Annotated in this window: 19 protein-coding genes and 1 pseudogene; 10 read left to right on the forward strand and 10 right to left on the reverse strand. The window is 38.0% G+C overall.

Annotated features, from left to right (window positions below; translation table 11 throughout):
* Positions 1–111: 111 nt before the first annotated feature.
* Positions 112–1,035, reverse strand: coding sequence for a YihY/virulence factor BrkB family protein (locus tag MM239_RS02960; RefSeq protein ID WP_241346476.1), 924 nt, complete (start codon positions 1,033–1,035; stop codon positions 112–114).
* A 37-nt stretch (positions 1,036–1,072) separates the two neighbouring features.
* Entirely contained in the window at positions 1,073–1,789 is a 717-nt protein-coding gene (locus tag MM239_RS02965) for a DsbA family oxidoreductase (RefSeq protein WP_241346477.1), read from the reverse strand.
* Positions 1,790–2,249: 460 nt separating this feature from the next.
* Between MM239_RS02965 and MM239_RS02970 the strand changes: the two genes are divergently transcribed.
* The 8 genes from MM239_RS02970 (at position 2,250) to argH (ending at position 10,843) form a co-directional block, all read left to right on the forward strand.
* On the forward strand, positions 2,250–2,930 hold the full coding sequence (locus MM239_RS02970; protein WP_241346478.1) for a GNAT family N-acetyltransferase: 681 nt from the start codon (positions 2,250–2,252) through the stop codon (positions 2,928–2,930).
* A 36-nt stretch (positions 2,931–2,966) separates the two neighbouring features.
* Positions 2,967–4,160, forward strand: coding sequence for an argininosuccinate synthase (gene argG, locus MM239_RS02975; RefSeq protein ID WP_241346479.1), 1,194 nt, complete (start codon positions 2,967–2,969; stop codon positions 4,158–4,160).
* A complete protein-coding gene (gene argC / locus MM239_RS02980) occupies positions 4,154–5,122 on the forward strand; it encodes an N-acetyl-gamma-glutamyl-phosphate reductase (protein ID WP_241346600.1) in 969 nt (322 codons plus the stop codon). The genes argG and argC overlap by 7 nt, the downstream gene beginning before the upstream one ends.
* Before the next feature lie 121 nt (positions 5,123–5,243).
* On the forward strand, positions 5,244–6,371 hold the full coding sequence (locus MM239_RS02985; RefSeq protein ID WP_241346480.1) for an aspartate aminotransferase family protein: 1,128 nt from the start codon (positions 5,244–5,246) through the stop codon (positions 6,369–6,371).
* 95 nt (positions 6,372–6,466) lie between these two features.
* The gene (locus MM239_RS02990) at positions 6,467–7,414 is read left to right on the forward strand and encodes an N-acetylornithine carbamoyltransferase (protein WP_241346481.1); all 948 of its coding nucleotides are present in this window, start codon (positions 6,467–6,469) and stop codon (positions 7,412–7,414) included.
* A 193-nt stretch (positions 7,415–7,607) separates the two neighbouring features.
* The gene (gene argB, locus MM239_RS02995) at positions 7,608–8,408 is read left to right on the forward strand and encodes an acetylglutamate kinase (RefSeq protein ID WP_241346482.1); all 801 of its coding nucleotides are present in this window, start codon (positions 7,608–7,610) and stop codon (positions 8,406–8,408) included.
* 3 nt (positions 8,409–8,411) lie between these two features.
* Positions 8,412–9,503 carry a M20 family metallo-hydrolase gene (locus MM239_RS03000; protein ID WP_241346484.1) on the forward strand — a complete coding sequence of 364 codons (1,092 nt, stop codon included), beginning with the start codon at positions 8,412–8,414 and terminating at the stop codon, positions 9,501–9,503.
* Complete coding sequence (argH, locus tag MM239_RS03005; RefSeq protein WP_241346485.1) at positions 9,500–10,843, forward strand: argininosuccinate lyase; 1,344 nt, start codon at positions 9,500–9,502, stop codon at positions 10,841–10,843. The genes MM239_RS03000 and argH overlap by 4 nt, the downstream gene beginning before the upstream one ends.
* Positions 10,844–10,845: 2 nt before the next feature.
* On the opposite strand, the gene MM239_RS03010 is transcribed toward argH, so the two are convergent.
* From MM239_RS03010 to MM239_RS03030, 5 genes are all read right to left on the reverse strand, one after another.
* Positions 10,846–11,367, reverse strand: coding sequence for a hypothetical protein (locus MM239_RS03010; protein WP_241346486.1), 522 nt, complete (start codon positions 11,365–11,367; stop codon positions 10,846–10,848).
* A gap of 12 nt (positions 11,368–11,379) precedes the next feature.
* Positions 11,380–12,645, reverse strand: a complete 1,266-nt coding sequence (locus tag MM239_RS03015) for a hypothetical protein (protein ID WP_241346487.1) — start codon at positions 12,643–12,645, stop codon at positions 11,380–11,382.
* An 89-nt stretch (positions 12,646–12,734) separates the two neighbouring features.
* Positions 12,735–13,313 (reverse strand): YceI family protein, encoded by a 579-nt coding sequence (locus MM239_RS03020; RefSeq protein WP_241346488.1) that lies wholly within the window; start codon positions 13,311–13,313, stop codon positions 12,735–12,737.
* Positions 13,314–13,511: 198 nt separating this feature from the next.
* Positions 13,512–15,179: a DUF6909 family protein gene (locus tag MM239_RS03025; RefSeq protein WP_241346489.1), complete on the reverse strand. Its 1,668-nt coding sequence runs from the start codon at positions 15,177–15,179 to the stop codon at positions 13,512–13,514.
* Positions 15,180–15,417: 238 nt separating this feature from the next.
* On the reverse strand, positions 15,418–15,933 hold the full coding sequence (locus tag MM239_RS03030) for a DinB family protein (RefSeq protein WP_241346490.1): 516 nt from the start codon (positions 15,931–15,933) through the stop codon (positions 15,418–15,420).
* A 68-nt stretch (positions 15,934–16,001) separates the two neighbouring features.
* Between MM239_RS03030 and MM239_RS03035 the strand changes: the two genes are divergently transcribed.
* Positions 16,002–17,351, forward strand: a complete 1,350-nt coding sequence (locus MM239_RS03035; protein WP_241346491.1) for a M20/M25/M40 family metallo-hydrolase — start codon at positions 16,002–16,004, stop codon at positions 17,349–17,351.
* Between the two features lie 162 nt (positions 17,352–17,513).
* Positions 17,514–17,822: pseudogene (locus tag MM239_RS21135) on the forward strand (helix-turn-helix domain-containing protein); the annotation flags it as partial.
* On the opposite strand, the gene MM239_RS03040 reads toward MM239_RS21135, so the two are convergent.
* The 3 genes from MM239_RS03040 to MM239_RS03050 form a co-directional block, all read right to left on the reverse strand.
* Positions 17,734–19,437, reverse strand: a complete 1,704-nt coding sequence (locus MM239_RS03040; RefSeq protein ID WP_241346492.1) for a sodium:solute symporter — start codon at positions 19,435–19,437, stop codon at positions 17,734–17,736. The pseudogene MM239_RS21135 and the gene MM239_RS03040 overlap by 89 nt on opposite strands.
* Positions 19,438–19,524: 87 nt before the next feature.
* Positions 19,525–21,984 (reverse strand): PIG-L family deacetylase, encoded by a 2,460-nt coding sequence (locus tag MM239_RS03045; protein ID WP_241346494.1) that lies wholly within the window; start codon positions 21,982–21,984, stop codon positions 19,525–19,527.
* A 144-nt stretch (positions 21,985–22,128) separates the two neighbouring features.
* Positions 22,129–23,340 carry a tetratricopeptide repeat protein gene (locus MM239_RS03050; protein WP_241346497.1) on the reverse strand — a complete coding sequence of 404 codons (1,212 nt, stop codon included), beginning with the start codon at positions 23,338–23,340 and terminating at the stop codon, positions 22,129–22,131.
* Positions 23,341–23,354: the final 14 nt, after the last annotated feature.

A 23,354-nucleotide genomic window follows, 5' to 3' on the forward strand; every position in this document is an offset into this window, starting at 1 on the left:
TTCACTCGATTATTTCTAATAACTGTATGTTAGTCAATAAAAACCTGAAAGGTCTGCGGATTTTAGGTATTTAATGAACCTATGAGTTGATCTATTTGACTGATCAAACTATCAAGCATCAGAACTATCGTTTTCAATCTCTCTCAATTCTACTTTTACTGCTTGAGGATATGGTATCACACCTTTACCTACTTTTTCAGCAATGTAATATGTCACTTGTCCGCCAAATAGGAAAATTACCACAGAATAATAAACCCATATCAATAGCACCACCAATGAGCCCGCAGTACCGTATGCAGAACCCATGTCAGAGCTACCCATGTATAGACCTATCAGGTATTTACCCAGCACAAATAATAACATCGTGACTACTGCACCTATCCATGTATCTCTCCACCTCACTTTTGCATCTGGAAGTATTTTGAACATCAATGCGAATATTACAACCAATATACCTTGTCCAATCACTAAATGAACTATGGAGGCCAACAATACAGCACCATTCTCGAAAAACTCTGAGAAATAATTAAAAATAACAATTATGATAGCGTCTAAAACCAAAGACACCAACATGATGAATCCTATGGAAGCAACCATGGAAAAACTTAATAGTCTATTGACGACAAATTTCACTATCCCTTTCTCTGGCTTAGCTTTGATGTGCCAGATGTGGTTGATGGCATTTTGTAAACTTACAAAGACAGTTGTCGCGCTGAATGCCAAAATCCCAAATGCAATAAAATTTGACAAAACTCCATCTGATTCCATGGAGAAGTTTGCCATGATATCAGCTAAGGTTTGAGCACTTTCTTCTCCTGCCAACTCTCTCACTTGTACGATGATTTCATCTCTTACATCAGATTCATTGTAAAAAGTAGTCCCAATGTTGAGCAAAATGATCAACAAAGCAGGCATACTAAAAATCGTGTAAAAGGCTGTACTAGCCGCAAAACTCATAGAATCACTATTGCCAAAATCGACAACACTATCCTTAAGTATCTGAAACAGTGTTAATTTTTTTATCCTTTTTATCATTTGTATAAGATTATTTAGTACTTAAAGTAAGACATTTTTAATCATTATTACAATTCCCTTCCAAATCACACGAATTATTTATTTCTTGAGATTCAAATTTAAGTGGCTGTTGAGATTCCATATATTTTTCCCAAGCCTTGGTCAAAGTCTGATCGAAAGTCTCTACAGCTTGTGCGCCAGAAATTGCAAATTTATTATCAAAGACAAAAAATGGCACACCTCTCACTCCTATTTGAATGGCTTCCTGGATATCACCATTAACCTTTTCTATAAATTGATCTGAAGCCAAAACATCCTTCAAGTCTTCTCGATCTAAACCTACTTCCTCACCTAACCTTTGCAATGTAGCGGTATCATCTATATTGGCTCCTTCAGTAAAGTATGCTTTGAAAAGTCGCTCTTTCATGCTATCGCCTAATCTCAAAGCTTTTGCGAACTGCAAAACTCGATGGGCATTCTTTGCATTAGCCACCACAGTCTTATCCATATGGTAAGTCAGGCCTTCATTGTTAGCCATTTCAACAACCTGACTCAAGATTTGTTCAGTTTGCGATTTTGACCAGCCTTTTGAAGCTGAGAGATAATCTAGCGTGGATTGGTCTGGATTGGTTTTAAGATCTGGATTGAGCAAAAAGCTCTTCCATACGATCTCGACCTTATCTCGATGCTCAAATTTCGCCAAGGAAGCTTCAAGCCTTCTCTTGCCAATATAACAAAACGGGCACATTACATCTGACCAAATCTCTATCTTCATGATTTCTGAAATTTTATTTTAATGATTGGATAAGGAAATTTCAAGATTTTGAGTTCCATGCTAATCAAGTTCCTTAAGTTAACTTCATTATCAAATGGGATATAGGGCATAAATCTTAAGTATTTTAAAGATTTACCAAATTGAATTTGCCGAAGAATATTAAGATTATTAAATTTCATGAAAATTCACAAAACACCTTGCATATTTTTATCATTCTTACAACCTTTGTAAGGCAAATTTGAAAATGAGAAAAACAATAAACATAGCGAACACCTTGACTTCAAAAGATTATATGCTTTTGGCTATGTTATTTTTGGCTCCATACAGGAGGTTTAGGAACAGCTTTAGGGCATAGTCCCTTCTATATTTTATGGCACACCTTAAGTGGGTAGCCAGCAATAGCATAATTATTTATACAATTTCTTAAACTTCACTGTTGAAAATCCAATCTTTTCCAGAAATGGACAATATAACTTTCAAAATCACTACAGCCACTGAGGCACATTTGGAATATGCTTCTATCATCACAGATGAGATGGAGCAATCGGCTAAAGCTAGAGGTACTGGTATTGCCAAAAGGTCTCCAGAATACATCCAAACCAAAATGAAAGAAGGCAAGGCCGTGATAGCACTTACCAGTGACGGGGTCTGGGCTGGGTTTTGCTATATTGAAGCTTGGGGACATGGAAAATTCGTCGCAAACTCTGGCTTGATTGTTTCACCACCTTTTAGAAAGTATGGCTTAGCTAGATTGATCAAAAAAGAAATCTTCAAGTTAAGTAGAGAAAAATTTCCTGAATCCAAAATATTTGGCTTAACCACGGGAGCAGCTGTAATGAAAATCAATTCCGAGCTAGGCTATATCCCTGTATCCTACGCAGATTTAACTGATGATGAACAATTCTGGAAAGGGTGTCAAAGCTGTGTGAATTTTGAAATCTTACAAAGCAAGAATAGACAGAACTGTCTTTGCACAGCCATGCTTTATGTCCCGAAACCACAACAACCAGTGCAGGAAGATGTCGCTCTAAGAGATGATTTCAAGAAAAACATCAAGCTGTTTGAAAGATGGACGAGATTGAAGAAATATGTTATGCTCAACCTCAAAAAAACCAAAGACAAAACTTTTAACTTATTCTAAAATATTGCACATCGGTGCTTACAAATAACCATAAAAATGAAAAAAGTAGTATTAGCATACAGCGGAGGATTAGACACCACATATTGCGCACTGTATTTATCCAAAGAACTTGGCTATGAAGTCCACGCCGTATTGATCAATACAGGTGGCTTCGAAAAAGAAGAATTAGAAACGATCGAAAATCGAGCACATAGCCTTGGAATCGCATCGTTTCAAATCCTCGATGTTACTAAAACGTACTATCAAGAAGTATTGAAATTTTTGGTGTTTGGTAATGTACTTAAAAACCAAACTTATCCACTATCTGTATCAGCAGAAAGAATCCTCCAAGCCAAAACACTTGCTGAATATGTCAAAAATATTGGTGCAAAAAGTGTAGCACATGGAAGTACTGGTGCTGGTAATGACCAGGTAAGGTTTGACATGATTTTTCAAACTATCATCCCAGATATCGAAATTATCACCCCTATCCGTGACTTGAAGCTTAGCAGAGAGCAAGAGATCGACTACCTCAAAGCTCATGGAGTTAGTATGAATTTTGAAAGAGCGGCCTACTCTATCAACAAAGGAATATGGGGTACATCTGTAGGCGGTAAAGAAACATTGACTTCAAGTCAGACACTTCCTGAATCGGCATGGCCTACACAAGTTACTAAGCAAGATTCAGAAGCAATCAACTTAGGATTCGAAAAAGGAGAGCTAGTCTCAATCAATGATGAAAAATTCGAACATCCCGTACAAGCTATTCAAAAACTACAAGAAATAGCAGCTCCATATGGAATTGGAAGAGACATACATGTAGGCGATACGATAATAGGTATCAAAGGTAGAGTTGGATTTGAAGCTGCAGCTGCTATCATCATCATCAAAGCGCATCAGTTGCTTGAGAAACATACGCTTACCAAATGGCAATCTTATTGGAAAAATCAAATTGCTGAATTTTATGGAAATCACCTTCATGAAGGCCATTATCTAGATCCAGTGATGAGAAACCTTGAGGCATTTTTGACTGACACTCAGACTCAAGTAAGTGGTAATGTGACAGTATCTTTACATCCATACAGGTTCCAATTGGTCGGTATTGAATCGAAACATGATTTAATGGCTTCAAAGTTTGGCAGCTATGGTGAAATGAACAAAGGGTACACTGCAGAAGATGTCAAAGGCTTCACAAGAATATTAGGTAATCAAACAGCCATTTTCCACCAAGTAAATCAGCCCGAATCATGAAAATCAAAGTAGCGATCATAGGGGGAGCTGGGTATACAGGTGGAGAATTGTTAAGGCTACTAGTAAATCACCCTGAAGTGGAACTAGTCTATGTCCATAGCAACAGTCAAAAAGGAAAAGCAGTCTCTTCTCTTCATCCTGATCTACTAGGTGACACAGATCTGGTATTTACCGATGAAGTGGATACTAATGGAATTGATGCCGTTTTCTTAGGCTTACCGCATGGAGAAACAAAATCCTTTTTGGACAAACATTCATTTGCTGAAGAAACCGTAATCATAGATTTGAGCACAGATTTTAGAGATGAAAGTGAAGGTTTTGTCTATGGATTACCAGAAACAAAAAAGCACAAGATCTCGCAAGCTAAGAAAATTGCCAACCCAGGATGCTTTGCAACAGCTATCCAATTGGCCCTACTACCAGCTGTAAAATCAGGCTGGGCAACATCTCCTATTCATGTATCTGGAATCACAGGAAGTACAGGTGCTGGTAAAAAACTCGCAGAAACTTCTCATTTCAGCTATAGAAATAACAATTTCTCTGTTTATAAACTGTTCACACATCAGCACCTTAAAGAAATCAACATGACTTTCAGTCAAGTAAATAATGATTTCAGTTCAGACATTTTGTTTGTACCCTATAGGGGAAATTTTGCTAGGGGAATTTGGATAACAGCCTACTTGCCTTGTGATAAGTCTATAGAAGAAATCACCGAAACCTATAAATCTTTCTATAAGGATAGTCCTTTTACCATAGTTTCAGATCAGGACATTGATCTAAAGCACGTAGTCAATACGAATAAGTGTGTATTACACCTAAAAAAAGAAAAAGGTCAATTGGTCATCTATTCGGCAATTGATAACTTACTCAAAGGTGCTTCTGGACAAGCAGTTCATAATTTCAATTTAGCTTTTGGCTTACCTGAAACCACAGGTCTCAAGCTAAAAAGTATAGCCTTCTAATCTCAATTATCATACACACTAGCCTTGTTTGAAAAATTATAGGTGCATATACGGAGCACTACCCAAATTTTTCACCAAAAACTAAGCAGGTAAAAGTGATCAAAGCACAAATTACACACAGATGAAATTATTCGATGTATACCCTTTGATGAATGTCACTCCTACAAAAGCACTCGGTGCTAAGCTGTGGGATGATGAAGGGAATGAATATATTGACCTATACGGCGGTCATGCAGTGATATCTATTGGTCACTCTCACCCACATTTCAACCAGAGAATCAATGAACAATTGGCAAATATTGCTTTTTATTCAAACTCTGTTCAGATCCCCATTCAGCAGGAATTCGCTAAAAAGCTTGGTGAAGTTTCTGGTTATGTTGACTACAATCTCTTCCTCTGTAACTCTGGTGCCGAGGCAAATGAGAATGCACTGAAACTAGCCTCTTTTGAAACCAAAAAATCTGGTTTTATTTCATTCTCTGGTGCATTTCACGGAAGAACCTCCGCAGCAGTGGCACTAACAGACAATCCAAAAATAGTCGCTCCCAACAACCAAAGATCCGATACTCATATCCTTCCATGGGGTGATATCAAGGCTGTAGAAGCTCAGTTTCAACTTGGTAATATAGCAGGTGTGATTATAGAAGGCATTCAAGGTGTTGGTGGAATTGTCGTACCTGATGACTCATTCCTCCAAGAGCTTTCTGTTTTGTGTAAAAAGCACGAGGCAAAACTGATCTTGGATGAAGTTCAATCTGGATATGCAAGGACAGGCAAGTTTTTTGCGCATCAGTGGTCAGGTATTCAGCCAGATATCATCTCTATGGCAAAAGGTATGGGAAATGGATTCCCAATAGGCGGTATCTTAATTCATCCAGATATCAAGGCAAGTCACGGACTTTTAGGTACGACCTTTGGGGGAAATCACCTAGCATGTGCCGCTGGTCTAGCAGTCCTTGAAGTTATCGAAAATGAAGGCTTAATTCAAAAAGCTCATGAGCAAGGAGAAATGTTCATGAAAGCCCTACGTGAAGTAAATGGAGTAAACGAAGTCAGAGGTAGAGGATTAATGATAGGCATAGACCTAGACAGAGATGCTGCACCCATTCGTACTGAATTAGTAAAAAAATACAGAATATTCACAGGAAGTTCAGCGGGAAAACAAACGATTAGACTACTCCCGCCCTTAAATATTGAAACAAATCAATTATATTCGTTCATAGACAGTATCAAAGAAATTCTAGCCTAACGAATCAAAAGCATTTTAAGCTGATTGAAGCTAAGTCAATCATATTTTAAATTCAATATAAAATGATTTCCCTTACAGGGCAATCTACAAAAAACATGAAGCATTTTACACAATTTGAGCATAAATCAGTAGCGGATAAATTAATAGAACTGGCTTTGACCTACAAGAAAAGTCCGCGAGTCGATTTATCCAAGGGTTTGGGTAAAAGAGTGGGTTGTATCTTTTTGAATCCATCATTGAGAACTAGAGCCAGCACCCAGATCGCAGCCATGAATCTAGGTATGGAGGCAATTGTAATGAATATGGATAAAGAAGGCTGGGCATTGGAAATGCAGAATGGTGCTGTCATGAACAAAGGGACTGTAGAGCATATCAAAGATGCAGCAGCTGTACTAGGGACATATTTTGACGTGCTTGCAGTAAGGGCATTTCCTTCATTGACCAATAAAAAGGAGGATACAGAAGACTTTATCTTCAGTCAGTTTATTAAATATGCAGGAATCCCTGTCGTAAGTTTAGAAAGTGCCATAAGGCATCCGCTTCAAAGTTTGGCAGATATGATAACGATACAAGAGCATATGATAGCTGGTAAAAAACCTAAAGTAGTTCTCACTTGGGCACCTCATATCAAGGCAATCCCTCATGCAGTGGCAAATTCATTTGCAGAATGGGCAATCGGCTGTGGTCATGAACTCACAATTGCTCATCCAGAAGGCTATGAACTAGACAAGAAATTTACGGAAGGTGCTACCATTACACCTAATCAAAAAGAAGCGCTAGAAAATGCAGATTTTGTTTACGTGAAAAATTGGTCAGCTTTTGATGATTATGGTAAGATTCATAGTACAGATTCGTCTTGGATGCTGACAGAAGCTCATCTAAAAAATGCTCCAAACGCAAAAGTAATGCATTGCTTACCCGTGAGAAGAAATGTTGAACTGTCTGATGAAATACTAGACAGCGAGCGAAGCATTGTTCAAAAACAAGCCGAAAATAGAATTTATGCAGCCCAAGCAGTTCTCAGCAACATCTTGGGTGGATAATAAGGGAATACCTAATTAAGCATTTTGATTATTGACAAAAGATAGCATGATTTATATTTAGTTATTTATAGATAACAAAAATTTGTTGACTCTAAATTTTATGCCATGCTTCAATCCAAAAGTAATTACAGGAGGATGAAGGTGGTAAAGTGAAAATAAAGATTAAAAGCATACACTACAAACCTATAAAACCATGAACATCAGCATCATCAAAATTGGAGGAAATGTCATTGACTTTCCAGAAAAATTGGATGAATTTTTATTCCTTTTTTCAAGATTTCCAGGCAAAAAAATCCTCATCCACGGAGGAGGTGTACTTGCCTCAAAATTTGGGGAATCGATGGGTGTCATGCCTGAAATGGTAGATGGTCGTAGAATCACAGATAAGGATACTTTGGATATTGTTACTATGGTCTATGCTGGACTGATCAACAAACAAATCGTCGCAAAACTTCAGAAATTAAAGCAAAATGCCCTTGGTTTGACTGGGGCAGACGGAAACCTTATTCAATCCAAGAAAAGGCCTGTCAAAAAAATAGATTATGGTTTTGTTGGCGATATCAAGGCAGTCAATACAGACTTATTGGAATCCCTTTTGGAAAAAGACATCGTACCAGTCATCTGCGCCATTACGCATGATAAGAAAGGGCAATTACTGAATACAAACGCAGACAGCATTTCTTCAGAAATTGCAGTAGCCATGTCAAGTAAGCATACTGTAAACCTTTACTATTGCTTTAATAAAGCTGGTGTTTTGATAGATGAAAAAAATGATGAATCTATTATTCCACTTATCAATGAAGAAATCTACAAAGAGTTAAAAAATGAGCAGGTGATTCATTCTGGTATGATCCCAAAACTTGACAATGCCTTTGCTGCATTACATAAGGGGGTAAACCATGTATGGATTGGAAAAGCTGAAAACTTACTCTTGGCAGTGAAAGGAAAAGTATCAGGTACTAATATAGAAAATCACAAATACGACCTTTATTAGAAAATGCCTAATTCTAAAGCGCCATACTATGAAGAAGTAGTCAGTCTTCTCAAGTCCTTGATAAGTACGCCTTCTTATAGTAAAGAAGAGCATTTGACAGCCGATCTTATTGGGCAATTTTTAACAAAAAAAGACATTCCCTTTCAGAGAATTGGAAATAACATCATTGCTCAAAACCTTCACTTTGAGCATTCCAAACCCTCAATATTACTAAACTCTCACCATGATACCGTAAAACCAAACGCAGGCTATACTAGAGATCCCTTTGCAGCAGAAATACAAGACGAAAAGCTTTATGGACTAGGGAGTAATGATGCTGGAGGTTGTTTAGTCTCATTACTGGCTACTTTTCTTCATTTCTACAAGCTTGACTTGGGATACAATTTAATATATGTAGCGTCTGCAGAGGAGGAGATTTCAGGAAAAAATGGAATCGAAAGTACATTAAGTTCATTGCCTTCATTTGAGCTCGCCATTGTTGGAGAACCTACCTTGCTTCAAGGAGCTGTTGCAGAAAAAGGCCTGGTAGTAGTAGATGCTATTGTAACAGGCAAAGCTGGTCATGCTGCAAGGGAAGAAGGTATCAATGCACTATATGAGGCTTTGGATGATTTAAACTTACTTAGAAGTTATCAATTTGAACGAGAGTCAGAATACTTAGGCAAATCTAAAGTAAGTGCAACGATCATCCAATCAGGAACTCAACACAATGTAGTACCAGATAGATGTACTTATACTTTGGACATACGAGTGACAGATGCTTACACCTTGGATGAGGCATTGGAAGAGTTGACCAATAAGCTGAAAGCAAAGCTTACACCACGATCCACCCGGTTGAAATCCAGTCGACTTCCCCATGATCATAAGATGATGAAAGTCCTTACCAAATTGAATATCAATCAATATGGTAGCCCTACACTATCAGATCAGGCCCTTATCCCCTATCCTTCCATCAAGATAGGACCAGGAGACTCAGCAAGATCACATACAGCCGATGAATACATTTACCTTAAAGAAATCAATGAAGGAATCAATACCTACATTGAATTATTAACACAATATTTCCACATAGAAAATCCGAAAAATCAACGATGAAACTTTGGCAAAAAGATAAGACAAGCAGCAAAGAGGTAGAAAAATTCACCATAGGAAGAGACCCTGAGTTTGATATTCTTTTGGCCCCGTTTGATGTACTTGGTTCTATGGCACATGCCATCATGTTACAAAAGATAGGGTTGTTAACTTTTGATGATTTGAAGGTTTTACTGAAAGGACTTAGAGAAATCTTCGATGAAATAGAGAGCGGAAAATTTGAAATCCAATCAGGTGTAGAAGATGTTCACTCACAAGTTGAATTTCTCTTGACTGAACGCTACGGTGAAGTTGGTAAGAAGCTACATAGTGGAAGATCTCGCAATGATCAAGTTTTGGTTGATTTGAAGCTATATTATAGATCTGCAATCAAAGCATTGGTGGAAGCCTCTCAAGGTCTATTTGACCAATTGATATTGCTTTCAGAAAAACATAAGGCTGACTTGATGCCAGGGTATACCCATACGCAACTTGCCATGCCATCATCTTTTGGGTTATGGTTTGGCTCTTTTGCTGAAGGTTTATCCGAAGATATGGATTTGCTTCAAGCAGCTTTCAAGCTTGCCAATAAAAACCCACTAGGCTCTGCTGCTGGATATGGTTCTTCTTTTCCATTGGATCGCACATTGACTACAGAGCTTCTAGGCTTTGAAGACCTGCACCACAATGTGATCAATGCTCAAAACAGTAGAGGTAAAACTGAACGAACTTTAGCCTTTGCTATGTCAGGAATCGCCGGAACACTCAATAGACTTGCAGCTGATGTTTGCATTTTTATGAACCAGCATTTTGGTTTTATTTCATTTCCAGATGAATTGACTACAGGCAGTAGTATCATGCCTCACAAAAAGAATCCAGATGTATTTGAACTCATCCGAGCTAAGACCAATCAAATCCAAGCTAGTCCACAAGCGATCATGATGATCCTTACCAATACTACCACAGGTTATCACAGAGATTTGCAACTCTTGAAAGAGCATATTTTCCCTGGGTTGGATGAGTTGATTGATTGTCTTGATATGAGTACAATGATGCTGAAACAGATTCAGATCAAATCACAGATTCTAATAGACCCATTTTATAAGCATGTATTTTCTGTAGAAGTAGTCAATGAACTTGTTTTACAAGGCATGCCTTTCAGAGATGCGTACAAAAAAGTAGGATTGGCGATAGAAAAAGACGATTTTGAACCTGTCCAAGATCAAGTAAACCACACACACGAGGGAAGTATTGGCAACTTATGTACTGAGGATATTAAAAGAAAAATGAATTCGGCAGTCTCTCAATTTGAATTTGGGAAAATTGATACGGCATTAAAAAAACTATTGGATTCTAGTCATTAAGACTAGAATCCAAGTTTAATTTCTAAGGCTAGTTGTTCTTCTACTTTGATCAAGCCTCCCATTTTCCGAGGCGGAGACAGGTCAAGTTCTTCAAAATCTAACACAATATTTCCAACTAATTGCTGATCGATATTAGTCAGCGCTATTTTTCTATATTGAAGTCGTTTTCCGACCATATTGACATGTAGATCACAAGTATAATACTTCCCGCTCCTCTTTAGGTTTTTCACAATTACCTTAGCATTCGGATATTCCTCTGCTTTTATGGTCTTTCTAAAATCCTTGTTCAAAAGGAAATTACCACAGCCAAAATCACGAACAGGGATATCAAATTCAATGGTATGCTTTGTTGGTGATTCATTTAGTAATAAAGTGTCCCTCAAGCCTTCTCTCCTATAGTCACATTTGAAGCTTCCCAAAGAAGTATTCCCTTGCACAGTGATCACCTTACTGGTGACCACTATGGGAGATTCAGCTGGGAATAACTGACAAATAATGAGGATTAATGCTAGAAGGACACGCATGATGTTGAAGATTTAGAAGCCTATTACACCTTCGATCATTAGACCGTTGAATTTTCCACCATTTCTGATGTCTCCAGCTGCAAAGTCATTGTATTGCTGACTTACATACTCTACTTTAGCAAGGATATTTTTGGTCACAAACCATCCCCCTCCTATTTGAACCCTATCTATACTTACATCAGCACCTCCGGTCAACTCACCACTTACTTTGTTGTATCTTGCAGCTAGATAAACTTGCTCCTTTTGACCTATTCTATATACTGCATCTGCGCCTAGTTGATTCCAAGTACGGTCTGATTGTTCATTTGCAGCTTTACCTTTAGATTGCTCAAAATTACCGAACAACTCTAGCCCTTTGATCTTCACAAATGGATTCAATACCATGGCTGTAATATTATCGGTCTGTCCAGGGTTGAATCTACCAGAAGTAAAGTTAGCAGCAGTAGTTGCTCCAACTGGATCCATTACCAAGTAATATCTTGACCCAGCTCTATCACCCGCATAAAGTGTGTTTCTAGCTGATCCAGCAGTGCTGTAAACAGACCCTGTAAGTCTCACCCTGATATCATCAGTAACATATTTATCATATCCTAATTTACCTAGAAAATTAAGCTTTCTATCATCAGGTCTTGTGATACCTCCTTGTATTTCACCACCAGTGACACCAACCATTGCCAAGAATCCGCTATTCTGATAATATACTTCTCCACCGACTTCTGTTGTGAAAGCATCCATGATATAGTTTCCTACAAAAGGATTGTAGATCGCATTTCCATTGTCAGATCTTCTGAAATGGGCATCTCCATAGTTAATTTCCATGTGCCCAACCTTGACGGTGAAGTACTTGTCAAACCAGTCAGTATTTCCGATACCTAGGAAACCTAATTTATCAACTTGAAGGAATCCACCTTTTACCCATGTTTCTGGGTGGTGTCTAGAGCTAAGATAAGTGATTAGGTTAAGTCTTACCCCATCTACCAATGCTACATCTATATTTAGATTTGCAGTAGCAAGGTTGGTACCACCGCCTATTTCGATCAATTCTGGTGATCCTACAGCATTGCTATGGCTTAGATTCTGGTATTGCTGTGCAAAATGTCCTCCGACTCTTACCCTTACCCCATCAAAGGAAACTGTATCAGCTTTTCCTGTTTCGAATACATTGACTCCTCTTTGATCATATGTTCTCCAGTATTGCATATCTCTTTGGAGACCTTGTGCCATTGTAAATGCTACTGTTGCAAACATGGCAATGAATAATAACACGTGCTTTTTCATAGGTTTTTTTATTTTTTTTATCATCTGGTAGTTTGTGCACTTTAGACTCCCTCTTTCTAGAGAAGTGATGAATGGTGCTTTCAATCAAATTATTTTGTCGGTTGGAATGCGATATCGAAATGAATGCTCACTTCATTTCCTGTCTTTACTGTCCCCATAAGGGCGGTTGGTGGGTCTATTTTAAAATCTGATAATTTGCAATCATACTTCCCTTTGAAGGTGATTTTTTCACCTGATACTGCATAGGTTACTGGAAATTTTGCAGTTTGAGTGACGCCAGCAATTGTGAAGTCACCTACCGCTTGAAAACCAGTAGCAACAGAAACAAGCTCTTTGAGTACAAACTTTACTTCTTTGTGAGTCTTGGTATTCAATGCGCTATAGGCATTTTTATCCATACCATTTTTGCCACTTTTGATGCTTTCGGCAGGCATGGTCACGACTAGATCCTTTGCTCCAGTGACCTTTCCACTTTCTAAAGTAAACTTTGCTTTACCACTAGCAGTACTAGAGACCATTTCCCAATCATGCAAAGTGGAAGTGCCCGTCACTTTCAGGGTAGAACCTGTTGCAAGCGTATAATTAGTTTGTGCGAATGTTGTGTTATGAAATATCATCATGGCCGCAAGGAACATGATATGGATAATTGAAAAGCTAAATTTTCTCATGGCTTTTTGTTTTTGATTATGGCTCAAAGGTAGTGTCACAATCATTTTAAAAACATGATGAAAATCAGGTTTTAGGGTGATTTTAAACAAGCTTAAACCATTGAAAAAGTAAAAGGCCAACAGAAGCAAATCCGTTGACCTTTGATATTAGCCTAAGGGTAATAGACAAAAATAGGGCGTGCTAAAAAGCGCCAATCTTTAAGAAAAGATTTTTTCTAGTATTTTGTAAGTAATCAAATAGGTAGGTCTCACTCCGTCCATTCCCAAAGCACCTGAGGCAAGTGTACTACCTGTTTCTAAAGGATTGTCAGATGCATAGTAAGCATAAAGCACCTTCACATTTTTTCTTATCGAATTTCTGATCTTACTTGCAGACTGTATAGCTTTTTGATAATGAGCCCCTTCCATCTCCAGACCACAAGCTTTCCATGAAGACTCCATAAAGTACTTCAGGACATCTTTGTTTTGCAAGGAAGTACCGAGAACAGTGATCATAGGACCATCATATACACCTATATCATAGCCTTCAAAATCATTTTTCTTCAGTTCATTTTTCAAAGGATAGTTATCTGCAGTGCCTTCAAAAACATGGCTACTTGGGATCATGATATCCCCTTTATTTCCTTCAAGAATACCCGCTTTACCCATGATCGATGCAGAGACTACATCCAAAGGAATCGATTTACCTCCTTTATCGTATGGCTTGAGTAATTCATCAAAGCACTCGTATGCTTGCTCTCCAAATGCATAGTCCATTACGACAATTACTGGTCGGTCTTTTTTCTCCTTTGGCAAAGAAACACCTGGAATCACTGATCCTTTAGACATCTGAGCAGTATCTATGATTTGAGCTCCTATGTTGGTTCCAGAAAGATCAGGTAAATCTATGAATCCATTGATATTTGCAAAGTTTTGGATTTCTTTTGTATAGTTTTTCTTTTCTCCAGTACTGATTTCCATGGCCACCTTTTCGATCTCATCATAAGATTTCAGCCCCAACGCTTGATGTCCATAGATTGTATTTACCACACTATGCAAATTCGCCGAAATGATATGAATAGGTCTTTCCAGTAAATCATTTTCATCCAATACTTGCTTGATCCGTGTCGCCCAAAGCTCTCCATATACATGGTGTCCCACACGCTCTCTCAATGTCGCAGAAAATGAAATCTCCCTATCTTTTTCCTCTACAAACTCATCTATTGACAACTTTCCTAAATGATAGATAATGGAAAACAGGCTATTGGAATTGGATGATTGATCAAACTTCTCAATGGCATTGTGAGTCTCATCAAAAGTTCTACCCGTAATATGGCTCAGGTAAGAACATGCAGCTTCTTTGTCAAACTCCTCTCCTTTTCTTTCTTTCTCAACAATACTTGCAAGCATCTTCCAGTTAAGGTTCATCCTACCTTTTTGATCAGTAGCATTTTCTCTTATCTTTTCGGCCTCAATATAGAGAAAGGTAAGGTGGGTAAGTATATCATATATGTCGGATTTGCCTCGCGTCATTTCTACGTACATTTGCTCTTCATCTACCCTATAACAGTTTCTCTTTCTCCTTGCAGGTACAAAAGTTGGGAAATCTGAGTGCTCGTAACCTTCTCTACTGATCAACCTGACATAGCGACACTCTTCTATCCCTCTTGGCAACCTCTCCATTACATACAATAAGCCATCAAGTTCGATTTTTTCTTCATCCACTACCAATCCGTAAATCTCTGGGCTCAAAACCAAAAGTGAACTCACTAGCGACTCACCGGAAACTCCCATTGGCTTATAAGACCCCCTCATAAACAAATGCCTCATCGTAATGTATAGCTTCTCAATGGCTGCGCGTGATTCCTGTGCTCTAGTTCTTTTCATATGTTCTTCGTTTTTTTCAATTATAAATTGGCCTTTCTCCTTGATTACTTCTTAGCAAAATTGACTAGATTCTACCCTCCTTTTAATTCACTTTTGCATGTCAGAGGCAAGCGAAAATACCAGTTTTACAAATTTTTGTATTAGATAAATTCAGCAAATATAGCATATTTATCTAAATAGATCGATACATTATTTCATAAATTCAAAATTCTCAAATGAATTAACCTAATCTCGCTATTCAATACCTCTCTTTAAGTATAGCCAAATGATGTGCTACGTGACCAGTCATGATGTAAAATAATGCCCTTACACTCACCTCATAACCACTTGCCATTCCTATATTTGACCATGAGTCAATCGGTAAGGTTTTGAGCAAAGAAACACATGCATAACGTGAAAACTCAAAATCTTCTATCAGCTTATTAAGTGGAATTGCATTTGCCATAGATCTTGCCACATATTCATCTTGATCAAAACTTGGAAGTGGAGATTTTTCTCCTCTAGCAAAGCATAAAGCACGAAAAGTCATTATCCTATCCGTATCTATCATGTGAGACAATACCTCCTTTGCCGTCCACTTACCTTCAGCATAAGTTTCATTACTTTTCTCCTCCCCCATAGTCTCAAAGTAACTTCTGACTTCTTGAATCTGGGTCAAAAGCAATTTATCTATGTTTTCATTTATAACCCTTTTGATATAGCTTTCATAATAAGGCGCATATTCTCCTACTTTAGGCTTGAATGTTTCGTTCATGTAAAATTAGTTTGGTGATAGCTTGTCCTTTGGTAAATTTAATGCATATACCATCATAATGTCGAAAAATGAAAAAAATATTACTCATACTTGCGCTCATAGCTAGTTTAGATTGCTTCGGACAGACCCAAATCATACAACGTAACCCTGCAATAGAAGCAATGGTAAATGAAATCAGTGCTGAAAGTCTTGAACAATATGTTAGAAAATTGGCTGATTTTGGTACCAGACATACCTTGAGTGATCAGCAAGAAAATCGTGGCATCCTAGCTTCTCAAAACTATGTACTAGACCATTTCAAGTCTATGGAGTCTAAAAGTGCAGGTAGATTAAGCTCTGAAATAGACTTCTTCACCATCCCTGCAGACAATCGTAGGATTCCATCAGATAGCAAGCTTGGGAATGTCATAGCCACCTTGAAAGGTACTGACCCAAATGATGATAGGGTATTCCTAATCATGGCACATATTGATTCTCGTGCATTAGATGTGATGAACAGCAAGATAGATGCTCCTGGAGCCAATGATGACGGCTCTGGTGTAGCTGCAATTATGGAACTGGTAAGTATCATGTCTGGTAGATCATTCCCAGCTACGATCAAGTTTGCCGTGGTGAGCGGTGAAGAGCAAGGACTTAAGGGAGCTGAATACCTTGCAAAAAAAGCCAAAGAAGAAAACTGGAACCTTGTCGCAGTACTGAACAATGATATGATAGGCAACAGCCGATCTTCAGAAACAAATATTGCTGACAATACCAGAATCCGGATTTTCTCTGAAGGTGTTCCAATGGCGGAGACAGAACAAATGGCTGCCATCAGAAGATATACTAATGGAGAAAATGATAGCAAATCAAGACAGCTTGCTAGGTTTATCAAAGAAATCGGAGAAAAATATGTAGATCAGTTAGAAGTCAAATTGGTTTACAGAAATGATCGATTTTTGAGAGGCGGGGATCATACACCATTTGCAAGAGAAGGATTCACAGCTATTCGAGTTTGTGAAATGAATGAAAACTACTATGCACAACATGAAGATGTGAGGTTAGAGAATGCTATTCAGTATGGTGATCTTCCCGAGTTCATGGATTTCGAATACATGAGGAAAGCTACAGGGATCAACTTAGCTGTACTAGCAAATCTAGCAACAGCACCTTCTGAACCACTAATGGTAGGCATAGATGTAAGAAAGCTAAGCAATAGTTCTACCCTTCGCTGGGAAGCTCCAAAGACTGGAAAAGCTAAAGGATACTATGTTCTCCTCAGAGAAACTGACGCTTCTATGTGGCAGAAAAAGTTTTATACCGAAGACTTGACCTTGACTATCCCCTACTCCAAAGACAATTATTTCTTCGCTGTACAGGCCGTTGGAGAAAATGGACATGAGAGTTTAGCTGTGTTTCCTCAACCAATAACGAGATGATAAATCCAATTTGCTTTTGAGCAAATAAAAGGTGTATTTATAGGTGAAATTGGAACATATCGTAGAATACAATACGAACAAAAGCTTCAACTTGAAGCAGTTGGTGAGTTAATCCGTAAAGTAAAGCTGCAAAGAAACTCAACACAATAAGAACTTGGAAAATTAGTTGGTGTACAGCGGGCTCAGCTATCAGAACTTGAAAACTATCAAACAAATGTATCTCTGGAAACAATTTTAAAAGTTTCCAGAGCTTTAAAAGCAAAAGTGAATTTCAACGTTGAGCTTTTTGACAAAAGCATTCAAATTGCTGAATTGGCTTACACCTACTTTAGTATTTCACCTATCTCATACAATATAAACATCACAAAGTATTCGGGAAACCTCACCCTCTCCTCATCAACTGAATCAAAGCAGCCAATACCATCACCAGAATACAGCCAATGGCATTGTACCAAAGGAAACCTATATTGATGTCTATGCCTAGTATTGATTCGCCATTAAACCAATGGAGCATTAATATAATCGCCTCAGCAATCAAAGCTGCTATGAAAACAGCATGTCCCTTGATCCATTTCATATAAAACCCAACCAAGAAAATACCCAAAATTGTCCCGTAAAACAATGAACCAAGTAAGTTAACCGCTTGAATGAGGTTTTCAAATAGTGAGGCATAAGTGGCAAATAATATGGCAAATACTCCCCATAAAGCTGTAAGCCACTTAGATGAAAGCATGTAATGCTTGTCTGATTCATTTTTACGAAGCGAACGTTTGTAGATATCAATCGTAGATGTGGTACCTAGGGAGTTCAATTCTGAAGCAGTAGAGGACATTGCAGCTGAAAAAATCACAGCAAATAGCAATCCGACAATACCCATCGGTAGATAGTCCATTACAAATCGCATAAACACATAGTCTGTGTCCTTGGTCTCAGCATTAGGTTCATTTTGGACGATAAGAGACTTTACCTCATTTCGAATTTCTTCCTGACGCTTTTGGGAAGCTTTCATTCCTGATTGGGCATTCCTAATCCCTTGTTCATCATCAGCCTTGACAGCCGCAAGTAGTTCATTGATATGGTTTGACTTTTGTTCAAAAGCTTCACTATAAGCTCCTTCTAGTTTCAAAAATGGCTCTTCATAATCAGAATTGATCAAGCGCTCTGTTTGCACTTTATTGAATACTACCGGTGGTTGGAAAAACTGGTAAAATACAAAAACCATCACCCCAATAAACAAGATGATAAACTGCATGGGAATCTTCAGGAGACCGTTCATGATCAGCCCCATCCTACTCTCTGCAAGTGACTTTCCTGTCAAATAGCGCTGTACTTGAGACTGATCTGTTCCAAAATAGGAAAGAAAAAGAAATAATGCAGCAGTCATACCAGACCATACATTATACCTATCTGCCAAGTCAAATTCGAAATTGATAATGTTCAGTCTTTCCATTTTTCCTGCAACATGTAGCGCATCAGAGAAACCTACAGGGAGCATTTTGATCACAAAAATTCCTGCCAAAATCATACCTCCCATCATTACTCCCATTTGCTGTTTTTGAGTAATAGAAACGGCTTTGGTACCACCTGATACCGTATAAAGTATCACCAGAACTCCAATAAAAATATTGGTCCAAAACAAATTCCATCCCAACAAAGTGGACAAAATAATCGCAGGTGCATAAATCGTAATTCCCGCAGCTAATCCTCTTTGTGTCAAAAACAAAAGTGCAGCCAGTGTTCTAGTTTTCAGGTCAAATCTATTTTCCAAAAACTCATAAGCTGTATACACTTTTAGCTTATAATAAATAGGAATAAATGTCACTGAAAGTATAATCATCGCTATAGGCAATCCGAAATAGAATTGAATAAAGCGCATACCGTCTTCATAGGCTTGCCCAGGAGTACTCAAAAAAGTAATCGCAGATGCTTGTGTTGCCATGATAGATAAGCCTATTGTCCACCAGTTCATGTCACTATCTCCACGGAGATAGTTGTCCATACTTTTAGGACCGTATGTCTTGTAGACTCCATACCCTACTATCAGCAAAAGCGTAGCAAATAATACTATCCAATCAATCGTACTCATGCGTATGCTTTAGTTAACCAATAAAACAAGGCGATCAAAATCAAAAGTGTCCCGGCTAATATAAAATACCATTTATTCCAATTTTGATTATCTTCCATCTCCTTGCTCTATAAGATTGACAAAAAGTTTGATAGCACCAGGAACGCCAGCCGGCAAATGCCTGAACCATGAGATACCAGAATAGGTGTAGGTACCTTCACCATATCTTGTATGAAGCAAAGATCCCTTACTTGCCTCTTCTCCAGGGTCTTTCATCTCTAGTGGAGTGGTATATTTTTCATCCCAATCTGATGTAAAATATAGACCTCTCTCTTGTACCCAATCTTCAAAGTCTTTGGAGGTAATCTGTATTGGAGAGGTTAGTATTGGATGATTATAATCCGCAACGACAGGTGACCCTTCAACCGTAACCCTATCCCTTGATATAGCAAATGGATAAGGGCCAAGTTCTCTTGTCAAAAGTGGTGAAGATGTATTGTACTGCACGATCAAATTCCCACCTTCTTTCACATATTCCATCAATTGATCAACATTATTGGCTAAACGCTGATTCGTATTGAATGCTCTGATACCGATGATCACAGTAGGGTAAAGTTGGAGATTAGATTTACTTATCGATCCATTATCTAAGACATTGACATCATATCCCAAATACCTCAATACTTCTGGTACATCATCACCTGCACCAGCTATATAGGCGATCTTTTGACCAGAGATAGCAAAATCAAACTTTATCAAATCAAATGATGCTGTAGTAAAGTAAGTCAAATTTGGAATGTGCTTGTAAAGAATCCTATTGATATCTTGGTTGTATATTCTGCCATCCTCAGTTTTATATGCTGCAGTGACTGTGGTTTTTTGATTTTTAGCAGATATCAATTCCACTTTATATATCACTCTTTTTCTTCTCTCATCTCTGTCTTCAGAAAGAACCTTATATTGGGATTTATCCAAACCTTCCAATTCCAAAACACCATTTAAGATTTCTCGCTTGAAACTCACTTCAACTTCTAGAGAAGGCTTTTGATCTTTCATCAAAAATGCCAGTGATTGATTCAATGATACATTTACTTCGGGTACTACGGTAAGCGGTTGCTTGATTTCTCCATCCACTTGATCATTATATTTATACATCAATGGCAATACCATCTCAAACTTTTGACCTTGTATGGTCAATTCAAGATTGGCAGCGATCGAAGGCTGATTGATTGGAGGACCAATTTTTGCTAGATCAGCTATATCAAATAGGTTATTGTCGATTGGTTTCTCCAACCAAAATGGTTGAGAAATAGAAAAATCAACAGGTATTTCTATAGAAACTGGTTTAGTTAAAGGTTGATTTGGTTTTGAGTTAGTTGAAAAATCAACTTCGAACAGCTGATGATTAGCTTTCGATAGTTCTGTAGGAATTTTGCTTGGGTTGTTAAAGGTGATTTCAGCGGCTATAGTTTCGCCAGCGTAGGCAATTTCCTTATTCACATTGAATTCTGCCTTGATGCCCATCGCATCCAAAATCAATTGATTAATTGCCTCTTTTTTCTCAGTGTACCAAAGCTCCTCTAAAGAATTGCTGTCGATCATCTTCTTGAGTTCCAGCAATCCATCAATATTGTTTGATACATTCACAAAATCGAAGTCTTGAAGTAATTGATTTAGCTTATCCTGAATGGCCTTTCCATTAGGTACTTGATTCCATTTGCTTTCAATTCCTTCAAACGGGCTATTTTTAAAAGTATCTCCTTTCAACTGCTCAATATGGTCTTGTCCCATGCCGATTTGTGGTGTAGAGCCAAATCCTTGAGACTTGTGCATCGTCCTGCTGTCGGCAGCTATTTGAGAGTAGGTTGTACCTAATAAAGGATTATAGTCTCCTACAGGGAAAACGTGATACTTCTTATCCTCACTAGCCTCATATTGTCCACCCCAGCTGTAAGCATTCCAAAACAAACGCTTTGGCTTCCATACTTTAACTTTGGAGAGCTGATCTGGAAATGATTTGGAATCTCCTGCCAAATCAAAAGCTTCATAAGAAAGCATGGCTGAAGTAGTGTGATGCCCGTGTGTAGTTCCTGGAGTCAAATTGAACCTATTGATAACAATATCAGGCTGAAAACTTCTGATTACCCAAGTCACATCAGCCAATAGCTTTTCCTTGTCCCAATTGTTCAATGTTTCATCAGGATTTTTGCTAAAACCAAAATCCAAAGCCCTAGAAAAAAACTGACGACCACCATCTGTCTCTCGTGCCCTAAGAAGCTCATGTGTACGAATCAAGCCTAATGGCACACCCAGCTCTTTGCCTATTAAATTCTGCCCTCCGTCTCCCCTAGTAAGTGACAAATAAGCCACCTGTGCATGTTCACCATTTGCTAAGTAGGATATTAATCTTGTGTTTTCATCATCAGGGTGCGCAGCTACAAAAAGAATCCTTTTCGTCTCTTGAAGTTTAAGCAATTCATGATAAAGTTTGGACGAGGGATTTTGCGCAAAAGCAAAACTTGATACCAATTGAAATACAATCAAGCCAAAGGCTAATTTTCTGAACATAAACTTAGGTCATTTTGAAAGGTAAAAGCTAACAGATGTTTTAAAGATATAAAAACATTTTTTTATCAAAGGGTTTTGAATTATGTAAAAAAAAAAAGCCACCCGTTATGGGCGGCTTCTTCTTTATATGATTTCGATTTCAAATCATCCTTCTTCTAACCAATCTTCACCTAGAAGTTTGATCAACTTTTGGTTATATTTTTCTTTTTCAGCTTCATTTCCAAGTCTTTCATGCACTTGGAATAGAATCCTAAGGATATCTGTTGACTCAGGCTGAATCTCTGATGCTCTTGTGAAATATGGAATTGATTCTCTGTAAAGGTCCTCAGCTTCTTTGTTCATTGCATCTGATTTTGCTTCCCACTCTTCGTCAGAAAGTCCACCTACTTCATTCAGGATTACCCTTGCTTTTTCTAAGTAGATCGCTCCAGCATAATTATTACCTTCAAAGAATTCAGGATCAGCTTCTACTGATTTTTTGTATTGCTCCAATGCACCCTCTAGGTCTCCAGACTGCTCAAGCAAATATCCATATCTTAATAAGATTCCAGGGTTTTTTGGATCATTTTCCAATGCAGAAACTACAGAAGTCAATGCCTCATCCATTTTGTTCAACTGAAGTAACAATTGGATTTCATATTCAGCCAAAGTCTTGTCTGTAGGGTCTGCTTTTCTTGCCTCACCGATAAGTCTTAAAGCTTCTTCTGGATCATTATCTTCACTATTAGCGATTTGAATCAAGAAGTAATAAGCATTCAACTTATTATATTCTTCAATATCTAACAATCTAGTGAAGTATTTTTTAGCTTCAGCTGTCTTACCAAGATCGTTAGCCAAGTAGCCAGCGTTGAAATTCATCGTAGTATCCACAGGGTCAATATCAGCAGCCAAAGCAAAATACTCATAAGCCATCTCAAAGTTATCTTCTTCATAAGTATCGATAGCCTTTCTGAAAGATACATTCTTCAGGGTATATATTCCGTAAGGCCTAAGATTTTCAGGCATACCATCAATATCTTCTTTATATACTTCTTTTCCTACTTTTGAGCTTTCGTCATTATCGACCATGCCCATAGTGCTGTTGAAAGTATCAAATGCATCTCTTCCTACATCAACAGTAGACATATCATCTACTTCACCTGATTCAAACATTTTTGTCTGAATTTTCCCTTTCAAAAGATAATTTGCAGGATCATCTTTTGTCTCTGGATCTTGTAAAGCTTCATTTATTTCATCAAGGGCAGTAGTCAATTCTCCCTTCTTGAAATTTCTCTCAGCAGATTTCGCAACCTTTTTCTGAGCGAAACTCACAGAAACAAGACCTGCTAATGCGAACGATAGGATTAATTTTTTCATTTTTTTCTATTAAC

Origin of the sequence: Belliella filtrata (assembly GCF_022549775.1) — a bacterium.
Taxonomy (GTDB): Bacteria; Bacteroidota; Bacteroidia; order Cytophagales; family Cyclobacteriaceae; genus Belliella; species Belliella filtrata.